This is a genomic window from Mesorhizobium sp. WSM4830 (genome assembly GCF_055811495.1).
The window spans coordinates 202,114-223,173 of record NZ_JBVVQI010000007.1 but is presented as its reverse complement, the minus strand read 5'-3'; the positions used below and the strand labels follow the sequence as shown (position 1 = coordinate 223,173).

19 protein-coding genes are annotated in these 21,060 nt (G+C 62.3%); 18 read left to right on the top strand and 1 reads right to left on the bottom strand.

Annotation, left to right across the window (positions count from 1 at the left end):
• Positions 1-56 precede the first annotated feature (56 nt).
• From miaB to trmB, 8 genes are all read left to right on the top strand, one after another.
• Positions 57-1,466, top strand: a complete 1,410-nt coding sequence (miaB, locus tag AC0L2Y_RS12385) for a tRNA (N6-isopentenyl adenosine(37)-C2)-methylthiotransferase MiaB (RefSeq protein WP_473556390.1) — start codon at positions 57-59, stop codon at positions 1,464-1,466.
• An 83-nt stretch (positions 1,467-1,549) separates the two neighbouring features.
• Positions 1,550-2,542: a PhoH family protein gene (locus AC0L2Y_RS12380; protein WP_473556448.1), complete on the top strand. Its 993-nt coding sequence runs from the start codon at positions 1,550-1,552 to the stop codon at positions 2,540-2,542.
• A gap of 17 nt (positions 2,543-2,559) precedes the next feature.
• Positions 2,560-3,057 carry an rRNA maturation RNase YbeY gene (gene ybeY, locus AC0L2Y_RS12375; protein WP_352664285.1) on the top strand — a complete coding sequence of 166 codons (498 nt, stop codon included), beginning with the start codon at positions 2,560-2,562 and terminating at the stop codon, positions 3,055-3,057.
• A 28-nt stretch (positions 3,058-3,085) separates the two neighbouring features.
• A complete protein-coding gene (locus tag AC0L2Y_RS12370) occupies positions 3,086-4,159 on the top strand; it encodes a hemolysin family protein (protein ID WP_473556387.1) in 1,074 nt (357 codons plus the stop codon).
• 69 nt (positions 4,160-4,228) lie between these two features.
• Positions 4,229-5,815 carry an apolipoprotein N-acyltransferase gene (gene lnt, locus AC0L2Y_RS12365; RefSeq protein WP_473556386.1) on the top strand — a complete coding sequence of 529 codons (1,587 nt, stop codon included), beginning with the start codon at positions 4,229-4,231 and terminating at the stop codon, positions 5,813-5,815.
• A 137-nt stretch (positions 5,816-5,952) separates the two neighbouring features.
• Positions 5,953-6,372, top strand: a complete 420-nt coding sequence (locus tag AC0L2Y_RS12360) for a helix-turn-helix domain-containing protein (protein WP_352488149.1) — start codon at positions 5,953-5,955, stop codon at positions 6,370-6,372.
• Positions 6,373-6,697: 325 nt separating this feature from the next.
• The gene (gene metK, locus AC0L2Y_RS12355) at positions 6,698-7,987 is read left to right on the top strand and encodes a methionine adenosyltransferase (RefSeq protein WP_352566254.1); all 1,290 of its coding nucleotides are present in this window, start codon (positions 6,698-6,700) and stop codon (positions 7,985-7,987) included.
• Between the two features lie 11 nt (positions 7,988-7,998).
• The gene (gene trmB, locus AC0L2Y_RS12350; RefSeq protein WP_473556382.1) at positions 7,999-8,700 is read left to right on the top strand and encodes a tRNA (guanine(46)-N(7))-methyltransferase TrmB; all 702 of its coding nucleotides are present in this window, start codon (positions 7,999-8,001) and stop codon (positions 8,698-8,700) included.
• Positions 8,701-8,760: 60 nt separating this feature from the next.
• Here trmB and AC0L2Y_RS12345 read toward each other — a convergent pair whose 3' ends face one another.
• Positions 8,761-8,925 (bottom strand): hypothetical protein, encoded by a 165-nt coding sequence (locus AC0L2Y_RS12345; RefSeq protein WP_352488153.1) that lies wholly within the window; start codon positions 8,923-8,925, stop codon positions 8,761-8,763.
• A gap of 283 nt (positions 8,926-9,208) precedes the next feature.
• On the opposite strand from AC0L2Y_RS12345, the gene rimP reads away from it, so the two are divergent.
• From rimP to pnp, 10 genes are all read left to right on the top strand, one after another.
• Positions 9,209-9,841: a ribosome maturation factor RimP gene (gene rimP, locus AC0L2Y_RS12340; protein ID WP_352488160.1), complete on the top strand. Its 633-nt coding sequence runs from the start codon at positions 9,209-9,211 to the stop codon at positions 9,839-9,841.
• Positions 9,842-9,887: 46 nt separating this feature from the next.
• Positions 9,888-11,483: a transcription termination factor NusA gene (gene nusA / locus AC0L2Y_RS12335; RefSeq protein ID WP_352566252.1), complete on the top strand. Its 1,596-nt coding sequence runs from the start codon at positions 9,888-9,890 to the stop codon at positions 11,481-11,483.
• A 38-nt stretch (positions 11,484-11,521) separates the two neighbouring features.
• Positions 11,522-12,172 (top strand): RNA-binding protein, encoded by a 651-nt coding sequence (locus AC0L2Y_RS12330; protein ID WP_352488163.1) that lies wholly within the window; start codon positions 11,522-11,524, stop codon positions 12,170-12,172.
• A complete protein-coding gene (gene infB, locus AC0L2Y_RS12325) occupies positions 12,169-14,736 on the top strand; it encodes a translation initiation factor IF-2 (RefSeq protein ID WP_473556378.1) in 2,568 nt (855 codons plus the stop codon). Before AC0L2Y_RS12330 ends, infB begins: the two co-directional genes overlap by 4 nt.
• A 16-nt stretch (positions 14,737-14,752) precedes the next feature.
• Positions 14,753-15,325 carry a hypothetical protein gene (locus AC0L2Y_RS12320; RefSeq protein ID WP_473556377.1) on the top strand — a complete coding sequence of 191 codons (573 nt, stop codon included), beginning with the start codon at positions 14,753-14,755 and terminating at the stop codon, positions 15,323-15,325.
• A gap of 104 nt (positions 15,326-15,429) precedes the next feature.
• Positions 15,430-15,855 (top strand): 30S ribosome-binding factor RbfA, encoded by a 426-nt coding sequence (gene rbfA / locus AC0L2Y_RS12315; protein WP_473556375.1) that lies wholly within the window; start codon positions 15,430-15,432, stop codon positions 15,853-15,855.
• Positions 15,855-16,808 (top strand): tRNA pseudouridine(55) synthase TruB, encoded by a 954-nt coding sequence (gene truB, locus AC0L2Y_RS12310; RefSeq protein WP_473556372.1) that lies wholly within the window; start codon positions 15,855-15,857, stop codon positions 16,806-16,808. Before rbfA ends, truB begins: the two co-directional genes overlap by 1 nt.
• Positions 16,809-16,951: 143 nt before the next feature.
• On the top strand, positions 16,952-18,046 hold the full coding sequence (gene corA / locus AC0L2Y_RS12305) for a magnesium/cobalt transporter CorA (protein WP_473556371.1): 1,095 nt from the start codon (positions 16,952-16,954) through the stop codon (positions 18,044-18,046).
• Positions 18,047-18,186: 140 nt separating this feature from the next.
• Positions 18,187-18,498, top strand: coding sequence for a 30S ribosomal protein S15 (gene rpsO, locus AC0L2Y_RS12300; protein WP_280940423.1), 312 nt, complete (start codon positions 18,187-18,189; stop codon positions 18,496-18,498).
• 407 nt (positions 18,499-18,905) lie between these two features.
• Entirely contained in the window at positions 18,906-21,053 is a 2,148-nt protein-coding gene (pnp, locus tag AC0L2Y_RS12295) for a polyribonucleotide nucleotidyltransferase (RefSeq protein WP_292654001.1), read from the top strand.
• Positions 21,054-21,060: the final 7 nt, after the last annotated feature.

Here is a 21,060-nt window from a genome sequence, read left to right as displayed (position 1 = left end):
AGGTTCCGGCCAGATTCGTCTGTTTTTTGTCAGGGAAAGGCGCTAGAAGCCGCGAAATGGAATTGAACACGATAGAACGCGACGACATCGGCGCTGCCGCCGAAGACCTGGTCGTTCCGGCTGCCGCGACCAGGAAGGTCTTCGTCAAGACCTATGGCTGCCAGATGAATGTCTACGATTCGCAGCGCATGACCGACGCTCTGGCGGCCGACGGGTATGCCGCGACAGACGCCATCGGCGAGGCCGATCTGGTGCTGCTCAACACCTGCCACATCCGCGAGAAAGCGGCGGAAAAGGTCTATTCCGAACTTGGGCGCATCCGTGAGTTGAAGGCGGAACGTGCCAAGACCGGGCGCGAAATGCTGGTCGGGGTCGCCGGCTGCGTGGCGCAGGCCGAGGGTGCCGAGATCATCCGCCGCTCGCCGGCCGTCGATCTGGTCATCGGCCCGCAGACCTACCACCGGCTGCCCGGTGTGCTGGCGAGGGCGCGGAGCGGCGAAAAGATCGTCGAGACCGACTATGCCGTCGAGGACAAGTTCGAGCATCTGCCGCAGCCAAAGCGCGCCGAACTGATAAGGCGCGGCGTGACCGCGTTCTTGACCGTTCAGGAAGGCTGCGACAAGTTCTGCACCTTCTGTGTCGTGCCCTATACGCGCGGCTCGGAAGTCTCGCGGCCGGTGGCACAGATCGTCGCCGAGGCCGAGCGCCTGGCGGATGCCGGCGTGCGCGAGGTGACGCTGCTCGGCCAAAATGTCAACGCCTGGCACGGAAGAGGCGAAGACGGCGAGGAATGGGGCCTTGGCCGGCTGCTGTTCAGGCTGGCGGAGATTCCAGGTCTGGCGCGGCTGCGCTACACGACCAGCCATCCGCGCGACATGGACGATGAATTGATCGCCGCCCATCGTGATTTGCCTACTCTGATGCCCTATCTACATTTACCGGTGCAATCCGGCTCCGACCGCATACTCAAGGCGATGAACCGCAGGCATATGGCCAAGGACTATCTGACGTTGATCGACCGCATCCGTGCCGCACGGAACGACATCGCACTGTCGGGCGATTTTATCGTTGGCTTTCCCGGTGAGACGGAAGCGGATTTCGAGGCGACGATGCAGTTGGTCGAAGACGTCAACTATGCCTCGGCCTTCTCGTTCAAATATTCTCCGCGCCCCGGCACGCCGGGCGCCGAGATGGGCGACCACGTGCCGGAGGCCGTCAAGGACGAGCGCCTGCAGCGGCTGCAGGCGCTGCTTCTGAAACAGCAGCAGGATTTCGGCGCAAGCCTGGTCGGCAGGACTATCGACACGCTGATCGAAAAGCCCGGGCGCCAGGCCGGCCAGAAGGTTGGCCGCTCGCCTTGGCTGCAGCCAGTTATTGTTGATGAAAAGGCCGGCGAAATCGGTGACATTATCCAGGTACGAATCACGAAGACGGGCTACAACAGCCTGTTCGCCGAATTGGCCTGAAGGCCTCGGCAGATGAGGAGAGACGGTTGAGCGCTGCTGAAGTCAAGAACCTGCCCCAGAATCTACCCTCCGGGGCCTCGGATATGGCGCACATCGTACTGACTTTCGACAATAACAAGCTTGCCAGCGCCCTCTACGGCCAGTTCGACGAGAATCTGGCCAGGCTCGAGCAGAAGCTCGGCGTCGACATCCGCTCGCGCGGCAATCAATTGACCATCAAGGGCTCCTCTTCGGCCGCTGAGCAGGCGCGCCGTGCCTTGGACAATCTTTACGGCATCCTGCAGAAAGGCACCGATATCGGCCAGTCCGATGTCGACGGCGCGGTACGCATGGCGATCGCCTCCGACGACCAGCTGACGCTGCCGACGCTGGAGCGCAAGGGCAAGGTGTCCGCCGCACAGATATCGACGCGCAAGAAGACCATCTATGCCCGCTCGCTCAACCAGGACGCCTATATGCGCGCGCTGGAGCGGTCGGAACTCGTCTTCGGCATCGGCCCGGCCGGCACCGGAAAGACCTATCTGGCGGTGGCGCATGCGGCAATGCTGCTCGAACGCGGCATGGTCGAACGCATCGTGCTGTCGCGCCCCGCGGTCGAGGCCGGTGAACGGCTTGGCTTTCTGCCGGGCGACATGAAGGAGAAGGTCGATCCCTATCTGCGGCCGCTCTATGATGCGCTCTACGACATGATGCCGGCCGACAAGGTCGAGCGGGCGATTGCCGCCGAGGTCATCGAGATCGCGCCGCTGGCATTCATGCGCGGCCGTACACTGGCGCACGCCGCCGTCATCCTCGACGAGGCGCAGAACACCACACCGATGCAGATGAAGATGTTCCTGACCCGGCTCGGCGAGAACTCGCGCATGATCGTCACCGGTGATCCGACCCAGATCGATCTGCCGCCGAACACCAAGTCCGGCCTGGTCGAGGCGTTGAGAATCCTCGACGGCGTCACCGGCATGGTGACCGTACGCTTCAATGAAGGCGACGTCGTCAGGCATCCGCTGGTCGCCGAGATCGTCAAGGCCTACGACCGTGACGGCAAGCTGGCCAGGGGCTTGGGTGTCGAAAGCTGATATGATTATGCGGCCGCATGGCTGAGGAGCAAAAGGCGGGGGGACTGCTTCCCGTCGAAATCGATATCGCGATCGAGGCGGGCGACTGGCCCGACGAGGCGGCGCTGATGCAGCTTGTCGACCGTGCCGTCTCGGCCGCCTTTGCCGAAACCGGTGCGGACGGCCGTTCCGAGCTCAGCATAGTCTTTTCCGACGATGCCCATATCCGTACGCTCAATGCCGGCTGGCGCGGCAAGGACAAGCCGACCAACGTCCTGTCTTTCCCGGCTTTTCCGTTTGCCAGGGGCGGGCCTCTGCCGCCGATGCTCGGCGACATCGTCCTGGCCGCCGAGACTGTCGCGCGCGAGGCGGCACTGGAAGACAAGCCAGTCGAGGACCATATCTCCCATCTCGTCATCCATGGCCTGCTGCATTTGCTCGGCTATGATCACGAAACGGATGCCGAAGCTGAACTGATGGAAGCGACAGAGCGCGCAGCACTTGCGAGGCTTGCCATTCCCGATCCCTACACGTAATTACAAAAGACCAATTGACCGGACGATGATGAACGACAAACCAGAGACTGCCGCCCGCTCCGACGCCGGCAGTGCGATCAAGCCTTCCGAAACGACGGAAGAGGGCTCGAGTCCGAGTACCACGACCGGCAGCTTCGCCAGCGAGGCATCGCCTGCCGGTCCTTCCCTGTTCGATCGCGTGCTCGGGTTTTTCAGGCACCGCAACGGCACCAGCCTGCGCGAGGAGATTGCCGGTGCGCTCGCCGAAACGGCGAGCGATGCAGAATCCTTCTCGCCCGGCGAACGCGCCATGCTCAACAACATCCTGCGCCTGCGCGAAGTGCGCGTCGAGGACGTCATGGTGCCGCGCGCCGACATCGAGGCGGTCGAGATCACGACGAAGCTCGGCGACCTTCTGGGGCTGTTCGAACAGTCCGGACACTCCCGCATGCCGGTGTATTCGGAGACGCTCGACGACCCGCGCGGCATGGTTCATATCCGCGACGTGCTGGCGCACATCACCAAGGTCGCCCGCGTCAGAAAGGGCAGGACGACCAGGAAAACCCCGGTCGCGACGGTTCTCGATCTCGCCCAGGTCGATCTGGCGCGCACCATCGGCGATCTCAACCTGATCCGACCGGTGCTGTTCGTGCCGCCGTCGATGCTCGCCTCCGACCTGATGGGGCGGATGCAGACGACGCGCACCCAGATGGCGCTGGTTATCGACGAATATGGCGGCACCGATGGTCTCGTCTCGCTCGAGGACATCGTCGAGATGGTGGTCGGCGACATCGAGGACGAGCACGACGAGGACGAGCCGATGATTACCCAGGCCGGCGAAGGCGTCTTCATCGTCGACGGCAAGGCCGAGATCGACGACGTCGCCAAGATGATCGGCGAGGATTTCGCTGCCGGCGAGCATGGCGAATATGTCGACACGATCGGCGGCATGATCTTCAACACGCTTGGCCGGGTGCCGGCGCGCGGCGAAGTGGTGCAGGCCATACCCGGCTTCGAGTTCCATGTGCTCGACGCCGATCCGCGCCGCGTCAAGCGCGTGCGCATCGTCGAGACCCTGAAGGGCGAGCGGCGCCGCCGCGCCGTCCGCACCGAGCAGGCTTAGGGTTTGTTTGGAGCCAAGCCCGCGGCCTGATAAATCTTGCTTCCTGATTCGCACGACTCGGAAGCATTGATGGAGCGCCAGGCCGGCCGGATAATTCTGCTTTGGGGCTGGCGGCGCGCGCTGGTGGCGTTTCTTGCCGGGGCGCTGGCGGTTCTTGCCCAGGCGCCTTACGATTTCTTCGCCGTCTGCTTCGTTTCGTTCCCGCTGCTGGTGTGGCTCCTCGATGGCGCGACCAGCGAAGCCTCGGACGGTTTTCTGCGGCGCTTGCGGCCGGCTTTCGCCACCGGCTGGTGGTTCGGTTTCGGCTACTTTCTTGCCGGTCTCTGGTGGGTCGGCTCGGCGCTTCTGGTCGAGGCCGACAGCTTTGCCTGGGCTTTGCCGTTCGCGGTGGTCGGCATCCCCCTCGCGCTGGCCTTCTTTTACGGTTTCGCTGCCGTGGTTGCCCGGCTGTTGTGGAGCAACGACATTGGCCGCATCGCCGCGCTGGCCTTCGGCTTTGCGCTGGCGGAATGGCTGCGCGGCTTTCTGTTCACCGGCTTTCCGTGGAATGCCGTCGGCTATGCGGCGATGCCGGTGCCTTTGCTGATGCAGAGCGTCTCGGTGACCGGCATGGTCGGCATGAACGCGCTTGCGGTCTTCGTCTTCGCGCTGCCGGCCCTGCTCGCGGCGCGCCGGCATCTTCGCCTCGGCGCGGCATTGCTTGTCGTTCTCGTCGCCGCCCATGCCGGCTTCGGCTATATCCGGCTCGCCGCCCCCGAAAAGCCGGCTGCCCGCAGCCTCGACGTCCGTATCGTGCAGCCTGCCGTCGACCTCACGGAAAAATGGGATGCCTCGGTGCGTGACCGCATCTTCGCCACCATGATGGGGCTTTCGGCCAAGGCGCCGGAACCCGGCCATGACAGGCCGCAATTGATCCTGTGGCCGGAGACGTCCGTGCCGTTTCTGTTCACCGAACGTCCGGATGCCCTGCCTGCGATCGGAGAGATGCTTGGCGATGGCCAGATGCTGGTCGCTGGCGTCGTTCGCGAGGAAGGCGGCTCGGCGGCCGGCAGCCGTTACTACAACTCTGTGGTGGCGATCGACGAAAGGGGCGAAATCGTCGATGCCGTCGACAAGGTTCACCTGGTACCCTTCGGCGAATACCTGCCTTTCGCCGATCTGCTCGGCCGCTTCGGGCTTGAGCAGCTTGTTGCCGGTCCGATGACCTTCGCGGCGGGCAATGACCGGCACCCGATCGCGCTGCCCGGCGGTATCCGGGCGCTGCCGTTTATTTGCTATGAGGTCATCTTTCCCGATCTCGTCGCGGTTGACGCAACGGCAGCCGAGCTTATTGTGAACGTCACCAATGACGCCTGGTTCGGCGACACGCCGGGGCCGTACCAGCACTTCAGGCAGGCGCAGATCCGGGCGGTGGAGAATGGGGTACCCCTGTTGCGCGCGGCTAATAACGGCATTTCGGCCGTTGTCGACCCGCGCGGTCGCATCGTCGACGCGCTGGCAATCGATGCACGCGGCGCCATCGATGTGCGTGTGCCGATCTCCAACCAAGCCATCGTTTCCTCCAGCCAACGACGCATTAACGGAATGCTGATCATGTTTTTGCTTGCCGTTGCGGCATGCATTTTGAACGTAAGGCAAAGGCTACGGGCGAATTGACAGCCGACACATTAGAAACTCATACTGTAAGCGCCTGAAAATTTTCGAAGTCGATAAGGTCGTTCTGTTGGGGCACGGGCCGCGGCGTCGTTTGGGCAGCAAAATAGAAAAAGCCGGATAAATTCGGCGAGGAAAAAATGACAGAAGAAAACAAGAAAAAGCCGAATCCGATCGACATCCACGTCGGAAGCCGCATCCGGCTTCGCCGCAATATGCTGGGAATGAGCCAGGAAAAACTGGGCGAAAACCTCGGCATAACGTTCCAGCAGATCCAAAAGTACGAAAAGGGCACCAATCGCGTCGGCGCCAGCCGTCTGCAGGCAATCGCCTCCATACTCGGCGTGCCCGTCGCCTTCTTCTTCGAGGATGCGCCCGGTCAGGAGCCCGCGGGCACCCGTGGATTTGCCGAGGATGCGTCGATGACCTCTGCCGTCGAATTCTGCGGCAGCCCGGAAGGGCTCCAGCTGAACCGCGCCTTCGTCAAGATCGCCGACGTGAAAGTGCGCCGCAAGATCATCGAGCTGGTGAAGTCGCTCTCCGCCGACGAGGTCGATTGACCGGCCCGTGAAGAGATTGACTGGCCCGTGAAGTAGCTGGGCATGCAATTTCTCGCCGCTGCACGTATCGAGGGATGTGTATTCCGCAGATACGCTAAAGCGCGGATCGATTTCGCTCGACACGCTTCCTCGAAGCCGTTTTCCTCAGTCTGTTGGTGCAAGGGCTGATCGCAGTGCGCCCTGCCGCCGTCTCGGGATGCAAAGATAATAACGTCAAAATTCACACCAGAACGGCTGCATGGCTTGACGAGCGGCGCCCGGCACCGTTAACAACTGGCGCGCCAAAATCGGCGGCCTGCCGATATTTTTTCAAGAGGGGACACCCGTGACGCGGCACAATTACTTCTTCACCTCGGAATCCGTTGCCGAGGGCCATCCCGACAAGGTCTGCGACCGCATCTCCGACGAGATTGTCGATCTCGTCTATCGCGAAGCCAGAAAGACCGGCATGGACCCGTGGAAGGTCCGCGTTGCCTGCGAGACGCTTGCGACGACCAATCGCGTTGTCATCGCCGGCGAGGTGCGTGTCCCCGAGACGCTGCTCAAGAAGGACAAGGAGGGCAACGTCCTGAAGGATGCTGCCGGCCATCCGATTGTCAACCCGGCCAAGTTCAAGTCGGTCGCCCGCAAGGCGATCCGCGAAATCGGCTACGAGCAGGCCGGCTTCCACTGGAAGACAGCCAAGATCGAGGTCCTGCTGCACGGCCAGTCGCCGGATATCGGTCAAGGCGTCGATAACGCCTCCGACCGGCAAGGCGAGGAGGGAGCCGGCGACCAGGGCATCATGTTTGGCTATGCCTGCCGCGAAACCCCGGACCTGATGCCGGCGCCGATCTATTACAGCCACAAGATCCTCGAATTGCTGGCGGCTGCGCGCCATGAAGGCAGCGGTGATGCCGGCAGGCTCGGACCGGATGCCAAGAGTCAGGTCACCGTCCGTTATGTCGACGGCAAAGCGGCGGAAGTGACGCAGATCGTGCTGTCGACCCAGCATCTCGATGAGACGTGGGATTCGAAGAAGGTGCGCAACGTCGTCGAGCCCTATATTCGCGAAGCACTGGGCGACCTGAAGATCGCCGACAATTGCAACTGGTACATCAACCCGACCGGCAAGTTCGTCATCGGCGGGCCCGACGGCGACGCCGGCCTGACCGGCCGCAAGATCATCGTCGACACCTATGGTGGGGCTGCGCCTCATGGCGGCGGCGCCTTCTCCGGCAAGGACACCACCAAGGTCGATCGCTCGGCCGCCTATGCGGCGCGTTATCTCGCCAAGAACGTGGTTGCCGCAAAGCTCGCCGATCGCTGCACGATCCAGCTTTCCTATGCAATCGGCGTTGCCCAGCCGCTGTCGATCTACGTCGACCTCCACGGCACCGGCAAGGTCGATGAGGCAAAGCTCGAGCGTGCGCTGCGCACCGTGATGGACCTGTCGCCGTCCGGCATCCGCCGCCACCTCGATCTCAACAAGCCGATCTATGCCAAGACGTCGTCCTACGGCCATTTTGGCCGCAAGGCCGGCCGTGACGGATCCTTCTCCTGGGAGAAGACCGATCTCGCCAAGGCGCTCAAGGACGCTATCGCCGAACCAGTCGCCGAAGCAGTCGCCGCCTAACCGCGGCGCCTATGGACCCGAAGGACCGGCCAAGCCGTGCGACCGAGGCATTTTTCGGTCGCCGGCGCGGCAAGACCATTCGACCACAGCAGGCGGCGGCGCTGGAGAGCGGCTTCGCCGTTTACAGGCTTGATCTGACGGTTGAACCGCCGGCCGATCTGCGCAGCCTTTTCGAAGCCGAAGTTTCGGCTGTCCACCTCGAAATCGGTTTTGGCGGCGGCGAACATCTTCTGCACCGTGCCACGGCCAGCCAGGCGACCGGCTTTATCGGCGTCGAGCCTTTCGTCAACGGCATGGCCAAGATGATGATGGCGGTCCGGGAGCGGCCGCTTGCCAATCTGCGCGTCTATGACGACGACGCCACACGCCTGCTGGACTGGCTGCCGCAGGCTTCCCTTGACGGCATTGATCTTCTCTATCCGGATCCGTGGCCGAAGAAGAAGCACTGGAAGCGGCGCTTCGTCAGCCCGGTCAATCTCGACCGCTTCGCGCGCGTCCTGAAGCACGGCGGAAAGTTCCACTTTGCGTCCGACATCGACAGCTATGTGAACTGGACGCTCCTGCATTGCCGGGCGCACGGCGCCTTCACGTGGCAGGCAAGCGAAGCAGCCGACTGGCATCGGCCCTATGATGGCTGGCCAGGGACGCGCTATGAGGCCAAAGCCATTCGCGAAGGCCGACGGCCCGCCTATCTCACCTTCGTGCGGAAATAAGCGGGAAATCCGAGCTGGGCACAAGGCGAGCGGGCCGAAGGCCCTCGGCGCTCACCTGGCTCAGAAGCGACGGATCTTGTCGAAGGCTGCCGGCTCCATGCCGAGATTGCGCAAATCATGCGCACGCGGCTTGCGACCGCTTTCCACAGCCCGCGACGCTGCTACGGCGCTGCCGAACACGCTAAAGACATTGCCTATGGCTGAAAAAAATCGACGATCGTTCATGATGGTACCCTTTCGAGCGCAGCGAGCGCTCCAATTGTGCAATGCAACATAGATAGTCGTGCGTGGCCGGTGCTCAAAGGGGGATCACTGCATGGGCGCCATGCATTTGGCGCAGCGCTGCGGACTCGGAGCCTTGCCGTCATGCAGGACGGGCTTGAAACGAGGACCATGATCGTCTATATCAGCTTCAAATTCTTGGTCGGTATGACGAAGAGTGGGTCCACCCGGTCCCGCTCTTTTTTATTACCTGCCGACCAAACAGGAATCGAGCGACAGAGACCGAATGACAATGACGTCAAGCGAAGGCGACGACCGCATCATCCGCGAAAGCGGCATCGATGCGCGCATCGCGCTGATCGTTCAGCCGGTACTGCGCGCCATTGGCTTCCGCTTGGTACGTGTGCACCTGTCGGGCCAGAACGGGCTGACGCTGCAGATCATGGCCGAGCGCGAGGACGGCACCATGACGGTCGAGGATTGTGAAGAGGTCAGCCGGGCGGTGTCGCCGGCTCTCGATGTCGATGATCCGATTGAGAAGGCTTATCATCTCGAAGTATCGTCGCCGGGCATCGACCGGCCGCTGGTCCGCAAATCGGACTTTGCAGCCTGGACCGGCCATCTGGTGAAGATGGAAACGTCGGTTCTCGTCGCCGACCGCAAGCGCTTCAAGGGCAAGATTGCCGAAAGCGACGCGGACGGTGTGCTGATCGAGCGTGACAAGGCCGCTTACGGCGAGGAGCCGACGGTGCGCGTTCCCTACGATGCGATTGCCGAAGCGCGGCTGGTCCTGACCGACGATCTTATCCGCGATGCGCTTTCGAAGGACAATCGGGCGCGCAAGGAAGCCAGGAAACGCCGCGGCGAACCCGAAGACGCACCAGAGGGTGCGGAAGACGAAACCGAACAGGAAATGTGATTGGGCTGCCGGCCGTAAGGTCGGCAACAAGCTCGGGAGAAAGAAGATGGTTGTAAGCGCCAACAGGCTTGAACTGCTGCAGATCGCCGATGCGGTCGCGCGTGAAAAGTCGATCGACAAGTCGATCGTCATCGCCGCCATGGCCGATGCGATCCAGAAGGCCGCGCGCTCGCGCTACGGCCAGGAAACCAATATCCGCGCCGACATCAACGCCAACACCGGCGAGATGAAGCTGCAGCGGCTGATGGAAGTGGTCGAAAAGGTCGACGATTACGCGACGCAGATTGCCATTTCCTCGGCGCGCGAGCGCAATCCGGACGCCCAGCTCGGCGATTTCATCGCCGAACAGCTGCCGCCGATGGATTTCGGTCGCATCGCCGCCCAATCGGCCAAGCAGGTCATCGTGCAGAAGGTGCGCGAGGCCGAGCGGGACCGGCAATATGACGAATACAAGGACCGTATCGGCGAGATCGTCAACGGCACCGTCAAGCGCGTCGAATACGGCAACGTCATCGTCGATCTCGGCCGCGGCGAAGCGATCATCCGCCGCGACGAACTGATTCCGCGCGAAAACTACAAATATGGCGATCGCGTCCGCGCCTATGTCTATGACGTGCGCCGCGAACAGCGCGGCCCACAGATATTCCTGTCGCGCACCCATCCGCAGTTCATGGCGAAGCTGTTCACCATGGAAGTGCCGGAAATCTACGACGGCATCATCGAGATCAAGTCGGTCGCCCGCGATCCGGGTTCGCGCGCCAAGATCGCTGTCATCTCGCGCGACAGCTCCATCGATCCGGTCGGTGCCTGCGTCGGTATGCGCGGCAGCCGCGTCCAGGCGGTCGTCGGTGAATTGCAGGGCGAGAAGATCGACATCATTCCGTGGTCGCCTTCGGCCGCGTCCTTCATCGTCAATGCGTTGCAGCCGGCGGAAGTCGCCAAGGTCGTGCTCGACGAGGATGCCGAGCGCATCGAGGTCGTCGTTCCCGACGATCAGCTGTCGCTGGCGATTGGCCGCCGCGGCCAGAACGTCCGTCTTGCCTCGCAGCTCACCGGCTGGGATATCGACATCCTGACCGAGCAGGAAGAGAGCGAACGCCGCCAGAAGGAATTCGTCGAACGGTCGTCGCTGTTCATGGAAGCCCTCGACGTCGACGAGATGGTCGGCCAGGTGCTCGCTTCCGAAGGCTTCACCAGCGTCGAGGAGGTCGCGTATGTCGATTCCGGTGAAATCGCGTCGATCGACGGCTTCGACGAGGACACGGCTTCGGAAATCCAGACCCGCGCCCGCGAATATCTGGAAAAGATCGAAGCCGAGCATGACGAGAAGCGCAAGGCGCTCGGCGTCAAGGACGAATTGCGCGAGATTCCCGGCATCACCACCGCCATGATGGTGACGCTTGGCGAGGACGGCGTGAAGACGATCGAGGATTTCGCCGGCTACGCCGCCGACGACCTGACCGGTTGGAAGGAACGCAAGGACGGCGAGACGAAGGTATTCCCGGGTGTGCTCGCCAATCACGGCGTGTCGCGCGCCGATGCCGAGCAAATGGTCTTGGCCGCTCGCCTGAAGGCTGGCTGGATCACCGAAGACGAGCTTGCCGCCGAGGGCGCGCCGGCTGACGAAACCGTCGGTGCGTGAGGTGAAACCGCATCGCACCGAACCCGCCCTTGGACGAGATGAACGATCGCACCTGCATCGTCACCCGCAGGCAAGCCGAACCGGATGAGCTGATCCGTTTCGTCGTCGGCCCGGATTCGGCCGTCGTTCCGGACATCAAGAGAAACCTGCCCGGCCGCGGTTGCTGGGTGACGGCCGACCGCCTACATATAGAAAAGGCAGCGGCCAAAAACCTGTTTGCCCGTGCTTTTAAGGCGCAGGTGACCGTGCCGGCCGATCTTGGTGGTATGGTCGACGCGCTGCTTTCCAGGTCCGCTCTGGGCATGCTTGGCCTGGCCCGCAAGGCGGGCGCCATAGCGCTCGGAGCGACCAAGGTCGAGAGCGCCGTGCGCGGCGGACTTGCACTTTTCGTGCTCCACGCGACCGAGGCTTCCGACGATGGCGTCCGCAAGATAAGCCAGGCGCGACGGGCAACCGTCCACCTCGGCGGGCCTGCGATCCGCGCTTACAAACTTTTCTCCGAGGCCGAGTTGAGCTTGGCATTGGGGGGTACAAATGTGATACATGCTGCCGTTCTCGCGGGAGACGCGGGCAGGGCGGTCCAGAAGCGCATGGTTGCGCTCGACCGATATCGGGGCGGTTCCCCGGACGATCTGGCAATGCTTGCGGCCGTTGCTGACGAAGATGATGCCGCAGAGGATATGGAATGAGCGATACGAAATCGGGCGACGACAAGACGCTGAGTGTTACGCCGAAGAAGACCTTGACGCTGAAGCGCCCCGGCATGGAGCAGGGCACGGTGCGCCAGAACTTCTCGCACGGCCGCACCAAGTCGGTGGTCGTCGAGACCAAGAAGCGCAAGTTCTCGCTGCCCGGCGACAAGCCGGAGCCGGCGGCAGCGCCTGTGTCCATCTTCACGCCGAAGCCGGTCGCGGCAGCGCCTGCCGTGCAGGAAGCTCCCAGGGCGCCGCCGCCTCCGCCGCCGGTCGAACGCGGCGGCATGGTGCTGAACGAGTTGTCGCGCCAGGAAATGGAAGCACGCCGCCGGGCTCTCGAGGGCTCGAAGGTCCGCGACGTCGAGGATCGCCAGCGCGCCATCGAGGAAGCCAAGCGCCGCAGCGAGGATGAAGAGCGCCGCCGCCGCGAGCGCGAGGAATCGGCTCGCCGTCAGGCCGAGGAAGAGGCACGGCTGCAAGCCGAGGCCGAATCCCGCCGCCGTGCCGAGGAAGAGGCGCGCCGCCGTGCGCCGCTCGCCGCCGAACTGGCGACAGTGGATGACGAGGAAGAGGTCAAGCCGAAGCGGACCGGTGCCGGTGCACCAGTGCGCCGTCTGGTCACGCCCGAAGTGGCGCGTCCTGCCAAGCCGACCAAGGGCGAGGAAGACCGCCGCCGCGGCAAGCTGACGCTGAATTCGGCTCTTTCCGACGAGGATGCGCGCGCCCGCTCGCTCTCGTCGATGCGCCGCCGTCAGGAGAAATTCAAGCGCGCGTTGCATAACGACCCACGCGAGAAAGTCATGCGTGAAGTGATCCTGCCCGAAACCATCACCATCCAGGAGCTGGCGCAGCGCATGTCCGAGCGCGCTGTCGACGTGGTCAAGTTCTTCATGAAGCAGGGCCAGATCCTGAAGCCTGGCGACGTGATCGACGCCGACACGGCCGAACTGGTCGCCACCGAATTTGGCCACACGGTCCGCCGCGTCGCCGAGTCCGACATCGAAGAGGGCTTGTTCAACATCGCCGACCGTCCCGAGGACCTGCAGCCGCGTCCGCCGGTGGTAACGATCATGGGCCATGTCGATCACGGCAAGACCTCGTTGCTCGATGCCATCCGCAATGCCAACGTCGTGTCCGGCGAAGCCGGCGGCATTACCCAGCATATCGGCGCTTATCAGGTCGAGAAGAACGGTCACAAGATCACCTTCATCGACACGCCCGGCCACGCCGCCTTCACCGCGATGCGTGCCCGCGGCGCCCAGGCGACCGATATCGCCATCCTCGTGGTGGCGGCCGACGACAGCGTCATGCCGCAGACGATCGAATCGATCAATCACGCCAAGGCGGCCGGCGTTCCGATCATCGTGGCGATCAACAAGATCGACAAGCATGACGCCGACCCGCAGAAGGTGCGCTCGGAACTGCTGCGCCACGAGGTGTTCGTCGAATCGATGGGCGGCGAGGTGCTGGACGTCGAGGTGTCGGCGACCAAGGGCATCAATCTCGACAAGTTGCTCGAAGCGATCCTGCTGCAGGCCGAAATCCTCGACCTGAAGGCCAATCCGGACCGCACCGCCGAAGGCGTTGTCATCGAAGCCCAGCTCGACAAGGGCCGCGGCCCAGTCGCTACCGTGCTGGTGCAGACCGGCACGTTGATGCCGGGCGACATTCTCGTCGCCGGCAACGAATGGGGCCGGGTACGCGCGCTCGTCAACGATCGCGGCGAGCAGGTCAAGGAAGCGCCGCCGGCAATGCCGGTGGAAGTCCTCGGTCTGCAAGGTACGCCGCTGGCGGGCGACCGCTTCGCCGTTGTCAACAACGAAGCCCGCGCCCGCGAGATCACCGAATATCGCCAGCGCCTGGCGCGTGAGAAGGCGGTGGCCAGACATGCCGGCCAGCGCGGCTCGCTTGAACAGATGATGTCGCAGTTGCAGACCAGCGGATTGAAGGAATTCCCGCTGGTCATCAAGGGCGACGTGCAGGGCTCGATCGAGGCGATCAACGCGGCGCTCGACAATCTCGGCACCGACGAGGTGCGCGCCCGCATCGTCCATGCGGGGGCTGGCGGGATCACCGAAAGCGACGTGTCGCTGGCGGAAACCTCCGGGGCTGCGATCATCGGCTTCAACGTTCGCGCCAATGCGCAGGCCCGCGCGGCCGCGGCTGCGGCAGGCATCGAGATCCGCTACTATTCGATCATCTACAATCTGGTCGATGATGTGAAAGCGGCGCTCTCCGGCCTGCTCTCGCCGGAGCGTCGTGAGACCTTCATCGGCAATGCCGAGATCCTCGAGATCTTCGACATCACCAAGGTCGGCAAGATCGCCGGCTGCCGTGTCACCGAAGGCAAGGTCGAACGTGGTGCGGGCGTCCGCCTGATCCGCGACAACGTCGTCATCCACGAAGGCACGCTGAAGACCCTGAAGCGCTTCAAGGACGAGGTTTCGGAAGTTCCGGGCGGCCAGGAATGCGGCATGGCCTTCCAGAACTACGAGGACATGCGCGTCGGTGACGTCATCGAGTGCTTCCGCGTCGAGATGGTGACCAGGACGCTATAAAGCGATTGGCACCGATATGGGCCAGGACGCTTCAAATCTGGAAGGTATGTTCCCTCTATGGGAATATACCTTCCAAACAAATGATACGCAGCTTAAACGTGCTGCGCGTTCGTTTTCCGACCTGCGGTATGGTCGATCCAGGCGTTGGATTCTCACAGGTCTTGCTTGGCTGATTTTGATAGCCGCAGTTCTTTTGATTATCTGGACATCTGCGTTGGCCGTCGCTCTGCTGGAGTACCTCTCGAAGAGTGTGGTCTCCAGTGAGACAATTTACGTTCTCGCTCCAATTGCGATGGGGACCATATATCTTATAGTAGCTCGTAGTTTTTTTGGTTTTTTAAAAAGAAAGGTAAATAATAAGAAAATTGGCGATACCACCGAATCTGTAAAAATCTTCGATGGGTATATTATTCAGTTTTTTGACGAGAGCCAGACAAAGAATCGAAAGATAGAACGGGTGCAATTGAGCAACGATTACCTGTTTTTCCTCGTAGATAAGGGTACCCGCTTCGTTTTTATCCCAAGGGATGTCGTTCCCGCCGATGCGCTCGAGAAAATAGAAATCTGGGCAACTCAGGCTCGGTCATAGAACGAAGGCCTATTAAGGTCAGTTGCCCAGGGTAGCCAAACCTGCCCAACGGCGTTAAGTCAGCGGTTTGAGGCGGTTCGAACCCGCGCGAAGGAAGAATTTTCATGCCAAGACCACCATCGGCTGGCCCATCCCAGCGCATGCTGCGCGTCGGCGAGCAGGTGCGCCATGCGCTGTCCGAGACCTTGCAGCGCGGCGAGATCCTCGATCCGCTGATCGAGAATGCCGTGGTCTCGGTCTCCGAAGTGCGCATGTCGCCCGATCTGAAGATCGCCACCGCCTTCGTCTCGCCGCTTGGCGCCAAGGATGCCGGTGCGGTGGTCGAAGCGCTCAACAAGCATGCGAAGTTCGTCCGCGGCCGCGTCTCCGGCGCGCTGCGGCAGATGAAGTACATGCCGGAATTCCGCTTCCGGCTCGACACCAGCTACGACAATTTCCAGAAGATCAACGAATTGCTGCACTCGCCCGAAGTGGCGCGCGATCTCAGCGCCGCCGACAAATACAAAGACGACCGGAAGGACAGCGAATAGTGGCGCGCCGCGGCAAGAAGAAGGGCCGGCCGATCTCGGGCTGGCTGATACTGGACAAGCCGGTCGGCATGGGCTCGACCGAAGCCGTCTCCAAGATCAAGTGGCTGTTCCAGGCGGAGAAGGCCGGTCATGCCGGCACGCTCGACCCGCTGGCGTCCGGCATGCTGCCGATCGCACTTGGTGAAGCGACCAAGACGGTGCCTTACGTCCAGGACGGCGCCAAGGTCTACCGCTTCACGGTTGCCTGGGGCGAGGAGCGTTCGACCGACGACCTCGAAGGCCCGGCGACCAAAAGCTCGGACCGCCGTCCGGCGGAAGCCGACGTGCTGGCGCTGCTTTCGAAATATACCGGCGTCATCATGCAGACACCGCCGCAATTCTCGGCGATCAAGATCGCCGGCGAGCGCGCCTATGACCTTGCCCGCGATGGCGAGACGGTCGACATTCCAGCACGCGAGGTCGAGATCGGCCGGCTCGACCTGGTCGAGCATAAGGCCGATCGCACCATCTTCGAGGTCGAATGCGGCAAGGGCACCTATGTCCGCTCGCTGGCGCGCGACATGGGCCGCGACCTCGGCTGTTTCGGCCACATCGCCGAGCTGCGGCGGGTCGAGGTCGAGCCGTTTACGCAGGAAGATTTCGTCACCCTGGCCGAGTTGGAAGCCGCCCGCTTCGGCGAACAGGGCGAGCCGCAAGCAGCAGACGCTCCGATCGACTTCGGTGCCATCGATGCGCTTCTGGTCGATACCGCCGCTGCGCTTGAATGCCTGCCGCAGGTCGCGATCAGCGACGATGCGGCAACCAAAATCCGCCTCGGCAATCCGGTCATCATTCGCGGCCGTGACGCGCCGGTAGAAGCTCACGAGGCCTGCGCCACCGCACATGGCAAGCTGGTCGCCATCGGCGCCATCGAGCAAGGCATGTTCAAGCCAAAGCGGGTCTTTATCGGGTAACAGCTGTCTCTCGGTGCATGTCTCCAACCGGATTCTATTTTGGGAAAGGATCATGCGCTAAATCAACAGGGCTACGGCGTCGTTTGCCGTCCGAAGGGATGCGTGGCGCTGTAGGGCCATCCGACGCTGCACTCGAGGGGCATATGGCAAAGGCTGAGACGGTCAAGAAGCGGGCGGTGCTCAATACACGGCGGCCGCCGGTCGGGGCTTCGCCCGGCACGCTGATCGCCGACCCGGCGGCACGCCGTTCCGAGCTCAGGCTGACGTTGATCTCGCCCGAGAAGTTCAAGACGATCGACAATGCCAGCATCGACGACGTCAACACCCATTGCCACAATTGGCCGGTCATCTGGCTCGACTGCACAGGCCTCGCCAACATCCAGCTGATCGAGGAGATCGGCCGGATTTTCAACCTGCATCCGCTGGCGCTGGAAGATGTCGTCAACACCGGCCAGCGGCCGAAGGTGGATTTCTTCGAGGACCATGCCTTTGTCGTCGTCAGGATGATCGACGATGTCACCGCGCATCGCTACGAACAGATCACCGTCTTCTTCGGCAAGAACTTCGTCGTCACCTTCCAGGAGCGCGAAGGCGACCCGTTCGATCCCGTGCGCAAGCGGATCGCAAGCTCGGTGCCCAACCGCTTGCGCTCGCGCGGCGCCGACTATCTCGCCTATGCTTTGATCGACGCCATCGTCGACAGCTATTTCCCGCCGATCGAGGCTGCCGGCGAATTGGTCGACAGCATCGAGGACCAGATGCTGAACCAGGCGCACAAGCACCAGATGCGGCAGCTTCACGAATTGCGGCGCGATGCCAATGTGCTGAAGGGCGTGCTTTGGCCGATGCGCGACGCGCTGGCGACCATGATCCGCAACGACGTCCCCTATGTGAAGGCCGAAACCAAATTATTCCTCAACGACACGCTGGATCATTCGCTGCGATTGATCGAACTGGTTGAAACGCAGCGCGACATGCTGACCGGCCTGATCGAGATGCACTTGTCGCTCAGCCAAGCGCGCACCAACGACGTTATCAGCTATCTGACGATCGTCTCGGTGATCTTCCTGCCGCTTACCTTTCTTGTCGGCGTATGGGGCATGAATTTTGACCCCGACACCTCGCCCTGGAACATGCCGGAGCTGAAGGCCTATTACGGCTATCCCCTGTCGCTCGCCTTCATGGCGGTTGTTGCGGTCGGGCTCTTTGCGTACTTCAAATGGAAGAAATGGCTCTGACTAGGCGGAAGTGCCCGTTTATGCAGCAAAAAGCCGGCTTGTGAATTGGGCTGGCCTTTTTGTCGGAATTGCACTATATGCGCCGCAGCTTCGCGCTTTGACGCGTTGCTTGCACCGGCCCCTGCTGGACGACATCCCGGCTGAGGGCGTCCCGTTTCCTCAAACAGACAAGGAAAAACACGATGTCGATTACTGCCGAACGCAAGAAGGAATTGATGGGCGAATTTGCAACCGCCAAGGGCGATACCGGGTCTCCGGAAGTCCAGGTGGCTATCCTTTCCGAGCGCATCAAGAACCTGACCGACCATTTCAAGGACCACAAGAAGGATAACCATTCCCGCCGTGGTCTGCTCGCTCTCGTTTCCCAGCGCCGCAGCCTGCTTGATTATCTCAAGCGCAAGGACGACGCGCGCTATCAGACGCTGATCGAGAAGCTCGGTCTGCGCCGTTGACGAATTGACCGGCGGGTTCTTTCGAGAGCCCGCCGGTCGCGCATTGGAGCATAGGATCATCCAAGGCTCCAATGAAGGAAGTAGAGCGCCGCGCATCGGTTGGATGCGCAAAGGACGCTCGGAAGTTTAGATTTGCGCAGGATATATTCCGAAAACCTGGTTTTCGGGTTCACGCGCAAGGCCAGTCGGATCGATTGGCCAACCCGGTTTCGAAACAGCAGAGGGCCGCTCGAAACCGCCCATGGACGGTCATGGGGCAGGATTGCAGGACGCTCGTGCGGCACCGCGCCGAATAAGCCGAGCCTCCCGTTGTCTTGCCCGTGGCTGCCCGAGAAAGGAAGCCAAGGGAAAGGGGCATCCGCGCACGCTGAAACGGCGCGGCCCTTTCCGCATACGAAGGACAAGACATGTTCAATTACCACAAAGTGGAAATCGAATGGGGCGGCCGTCCGCTCATTCTCGAAACCGGCAAGATCGCACGTCAGGCTGATGGCGCCGTGCTGGCCACCTATGGCGAAACCAAGGTTCTCGCCACCGTCGTCTCGATGAAAGAGCCGAAGCCCGGCCTCGACTTCTTTCCGCTGACGGTCAACTACCAGGAAAAGACTTACGCCGCCGGCAAGATCCCGGGTGGCTATTTCAAGCGTGAAGGCCGTCCGAGCGAGAAGGAAACGCTGGTTTCCCGCCTGATCGACCGCCCGATCCGCCCGCTCTTCGCCGAGGGCTACAAGAACGACACCCAGATCGTCGTCACCGTCGTCCAGCACGATCTCGAAAATGACCCGGACATTCTGTCGATCGTCGCCACATCCGCCGCCTTGACCTTGTCCGGCGTGCCGTTCATGGGCCCGGTTGGCGGCGCCCGCGTCGGCTACATCAACGGCGAATACGTGCTCAACCCGCATGTCGACGAGATGCAGGAATCGAAGCTCGACCTGGTCGTCGCCGGCACCGCCGACGCCGTGCTGATGGTCGAGTCCGAAGCCAAGGAACTCGGCGAGGACCTGATGCTCGGCGCCGTCATGTTCGGCCACAGGGGCTTCCAGCCGGTGATCGACGCGATCATCAAGCTGGCCGAAGTCGCCGCCAAGGACCCGCGCGACTTCACCGCGCCGGACTATTCCGCACTTGAAGCCGAGATGCTGAAGATCGTCGAAGGCGAGCTTCGCGACGCCTACAAGATCACCGACAAGCAAAAGCGCTATGCCGCCGTCGACGCTGTCAAGGCAAAGGTCAAGGCCGCGTTCGCGCCGGCAGAAGGCGAAGAGGCCAAATACACGTCCGAACAGATCGGCACCGTGTTCAAGGAACTCCAGGCCAAGGTCGTGCGCTGGAACATCCTCGACACCGGTTCGCGCATCGACGGCCGCGACCTGAAGACGGTCCGCAAGATCGTCTCGGAAGTCGGCGTCCTGCCGCGCACGCACGGTTCGGCGCTGTTCACCCGCGGCGAGACCCAGGCGCTGGTCGTCGCCACGCTCGGCACCGGCGAGGACGAGCAGTATGTCGATTCGCTGACCGGCATGTACAAGGAGAAGTTCCTCCTGCACTACAACTTCCCTCCCTATTCGGTCGGTGAAACCGGCCGCATGGGTTCGCCGGGCCGCCGCGAAATCGGCCATGGCAAGCTCGCCTGGCGCGCTATCCGGCCGATGCTGCCGACCGCCGACCAGTTCCCCTATACGTTGCGCGTCGTTTCGGAGATCACCGAGTCCAACGGCTCGTCGTCGATGGCTACCGTCTGCGGCACCTCGCTGGCTCTGATGGACGCCGGCGTGCCGCTTGCCAAGCCGGTCGCCGGCATTGCGATGGGCCTGATCAAGGAAGGCGAGCGCTTCGCCGTGCTCTCCGACATCCTTGGCGACGAGGACCACCTCGGCGACATGGACTTCAAGGTTGCCGGCACCGCCTACGGCATCACCTCGCTGCAGATGGACATCAAGATCGAGGGCATCACCGAGGAGATCATGAAGATCGCGCTCGACCAGGCCAAGGATGGCCGTCAGCACATTCTCGGCGAAATGGCCCATGCGCTGTCCGGCGCACGTGCCGAGCTCGGCGAGTTCGCGCCGCGCATTGAGGTCATGCACATCCCGACCGACAAGATCCGCGACGTGATCGGCTCGGGTGGCAAGGTCATCCGCGAGATCGTCGAAAAGACCGGCGCCAAGATCAACATCGAGGACGACGGCACGGTCAAGATCGCTTCGGCCAATGCCAAGGAGATCGAGGCGGCGAAGAAATGGATACACACCATCGTTGCCGAGCCGGAAGTCGGTGAAATCTACGAAGGCACGGTCGTCAAGACCGCCGACTTCGGCGCTTTCGTCAATTTCTTCGGTCCGCGTGACGGCCTCGTCCACATCTCGCAGCTCGCCAATGACCGCGTCGCCAAGACCTCCGATGTGGTCAAGGAAGGCGACAAGGTCTGGGTCAAGCTGATGGGCTTCGACGAGCGCGGCAAGGTTCGCCTGTCGATGAAGGTCGTTGACCAGGCCACCGGCAAGGAAATCGTGCGGGACAAGAAGAGCGAAGGCGAAGAAAACGCCGCCTAAGCTGATC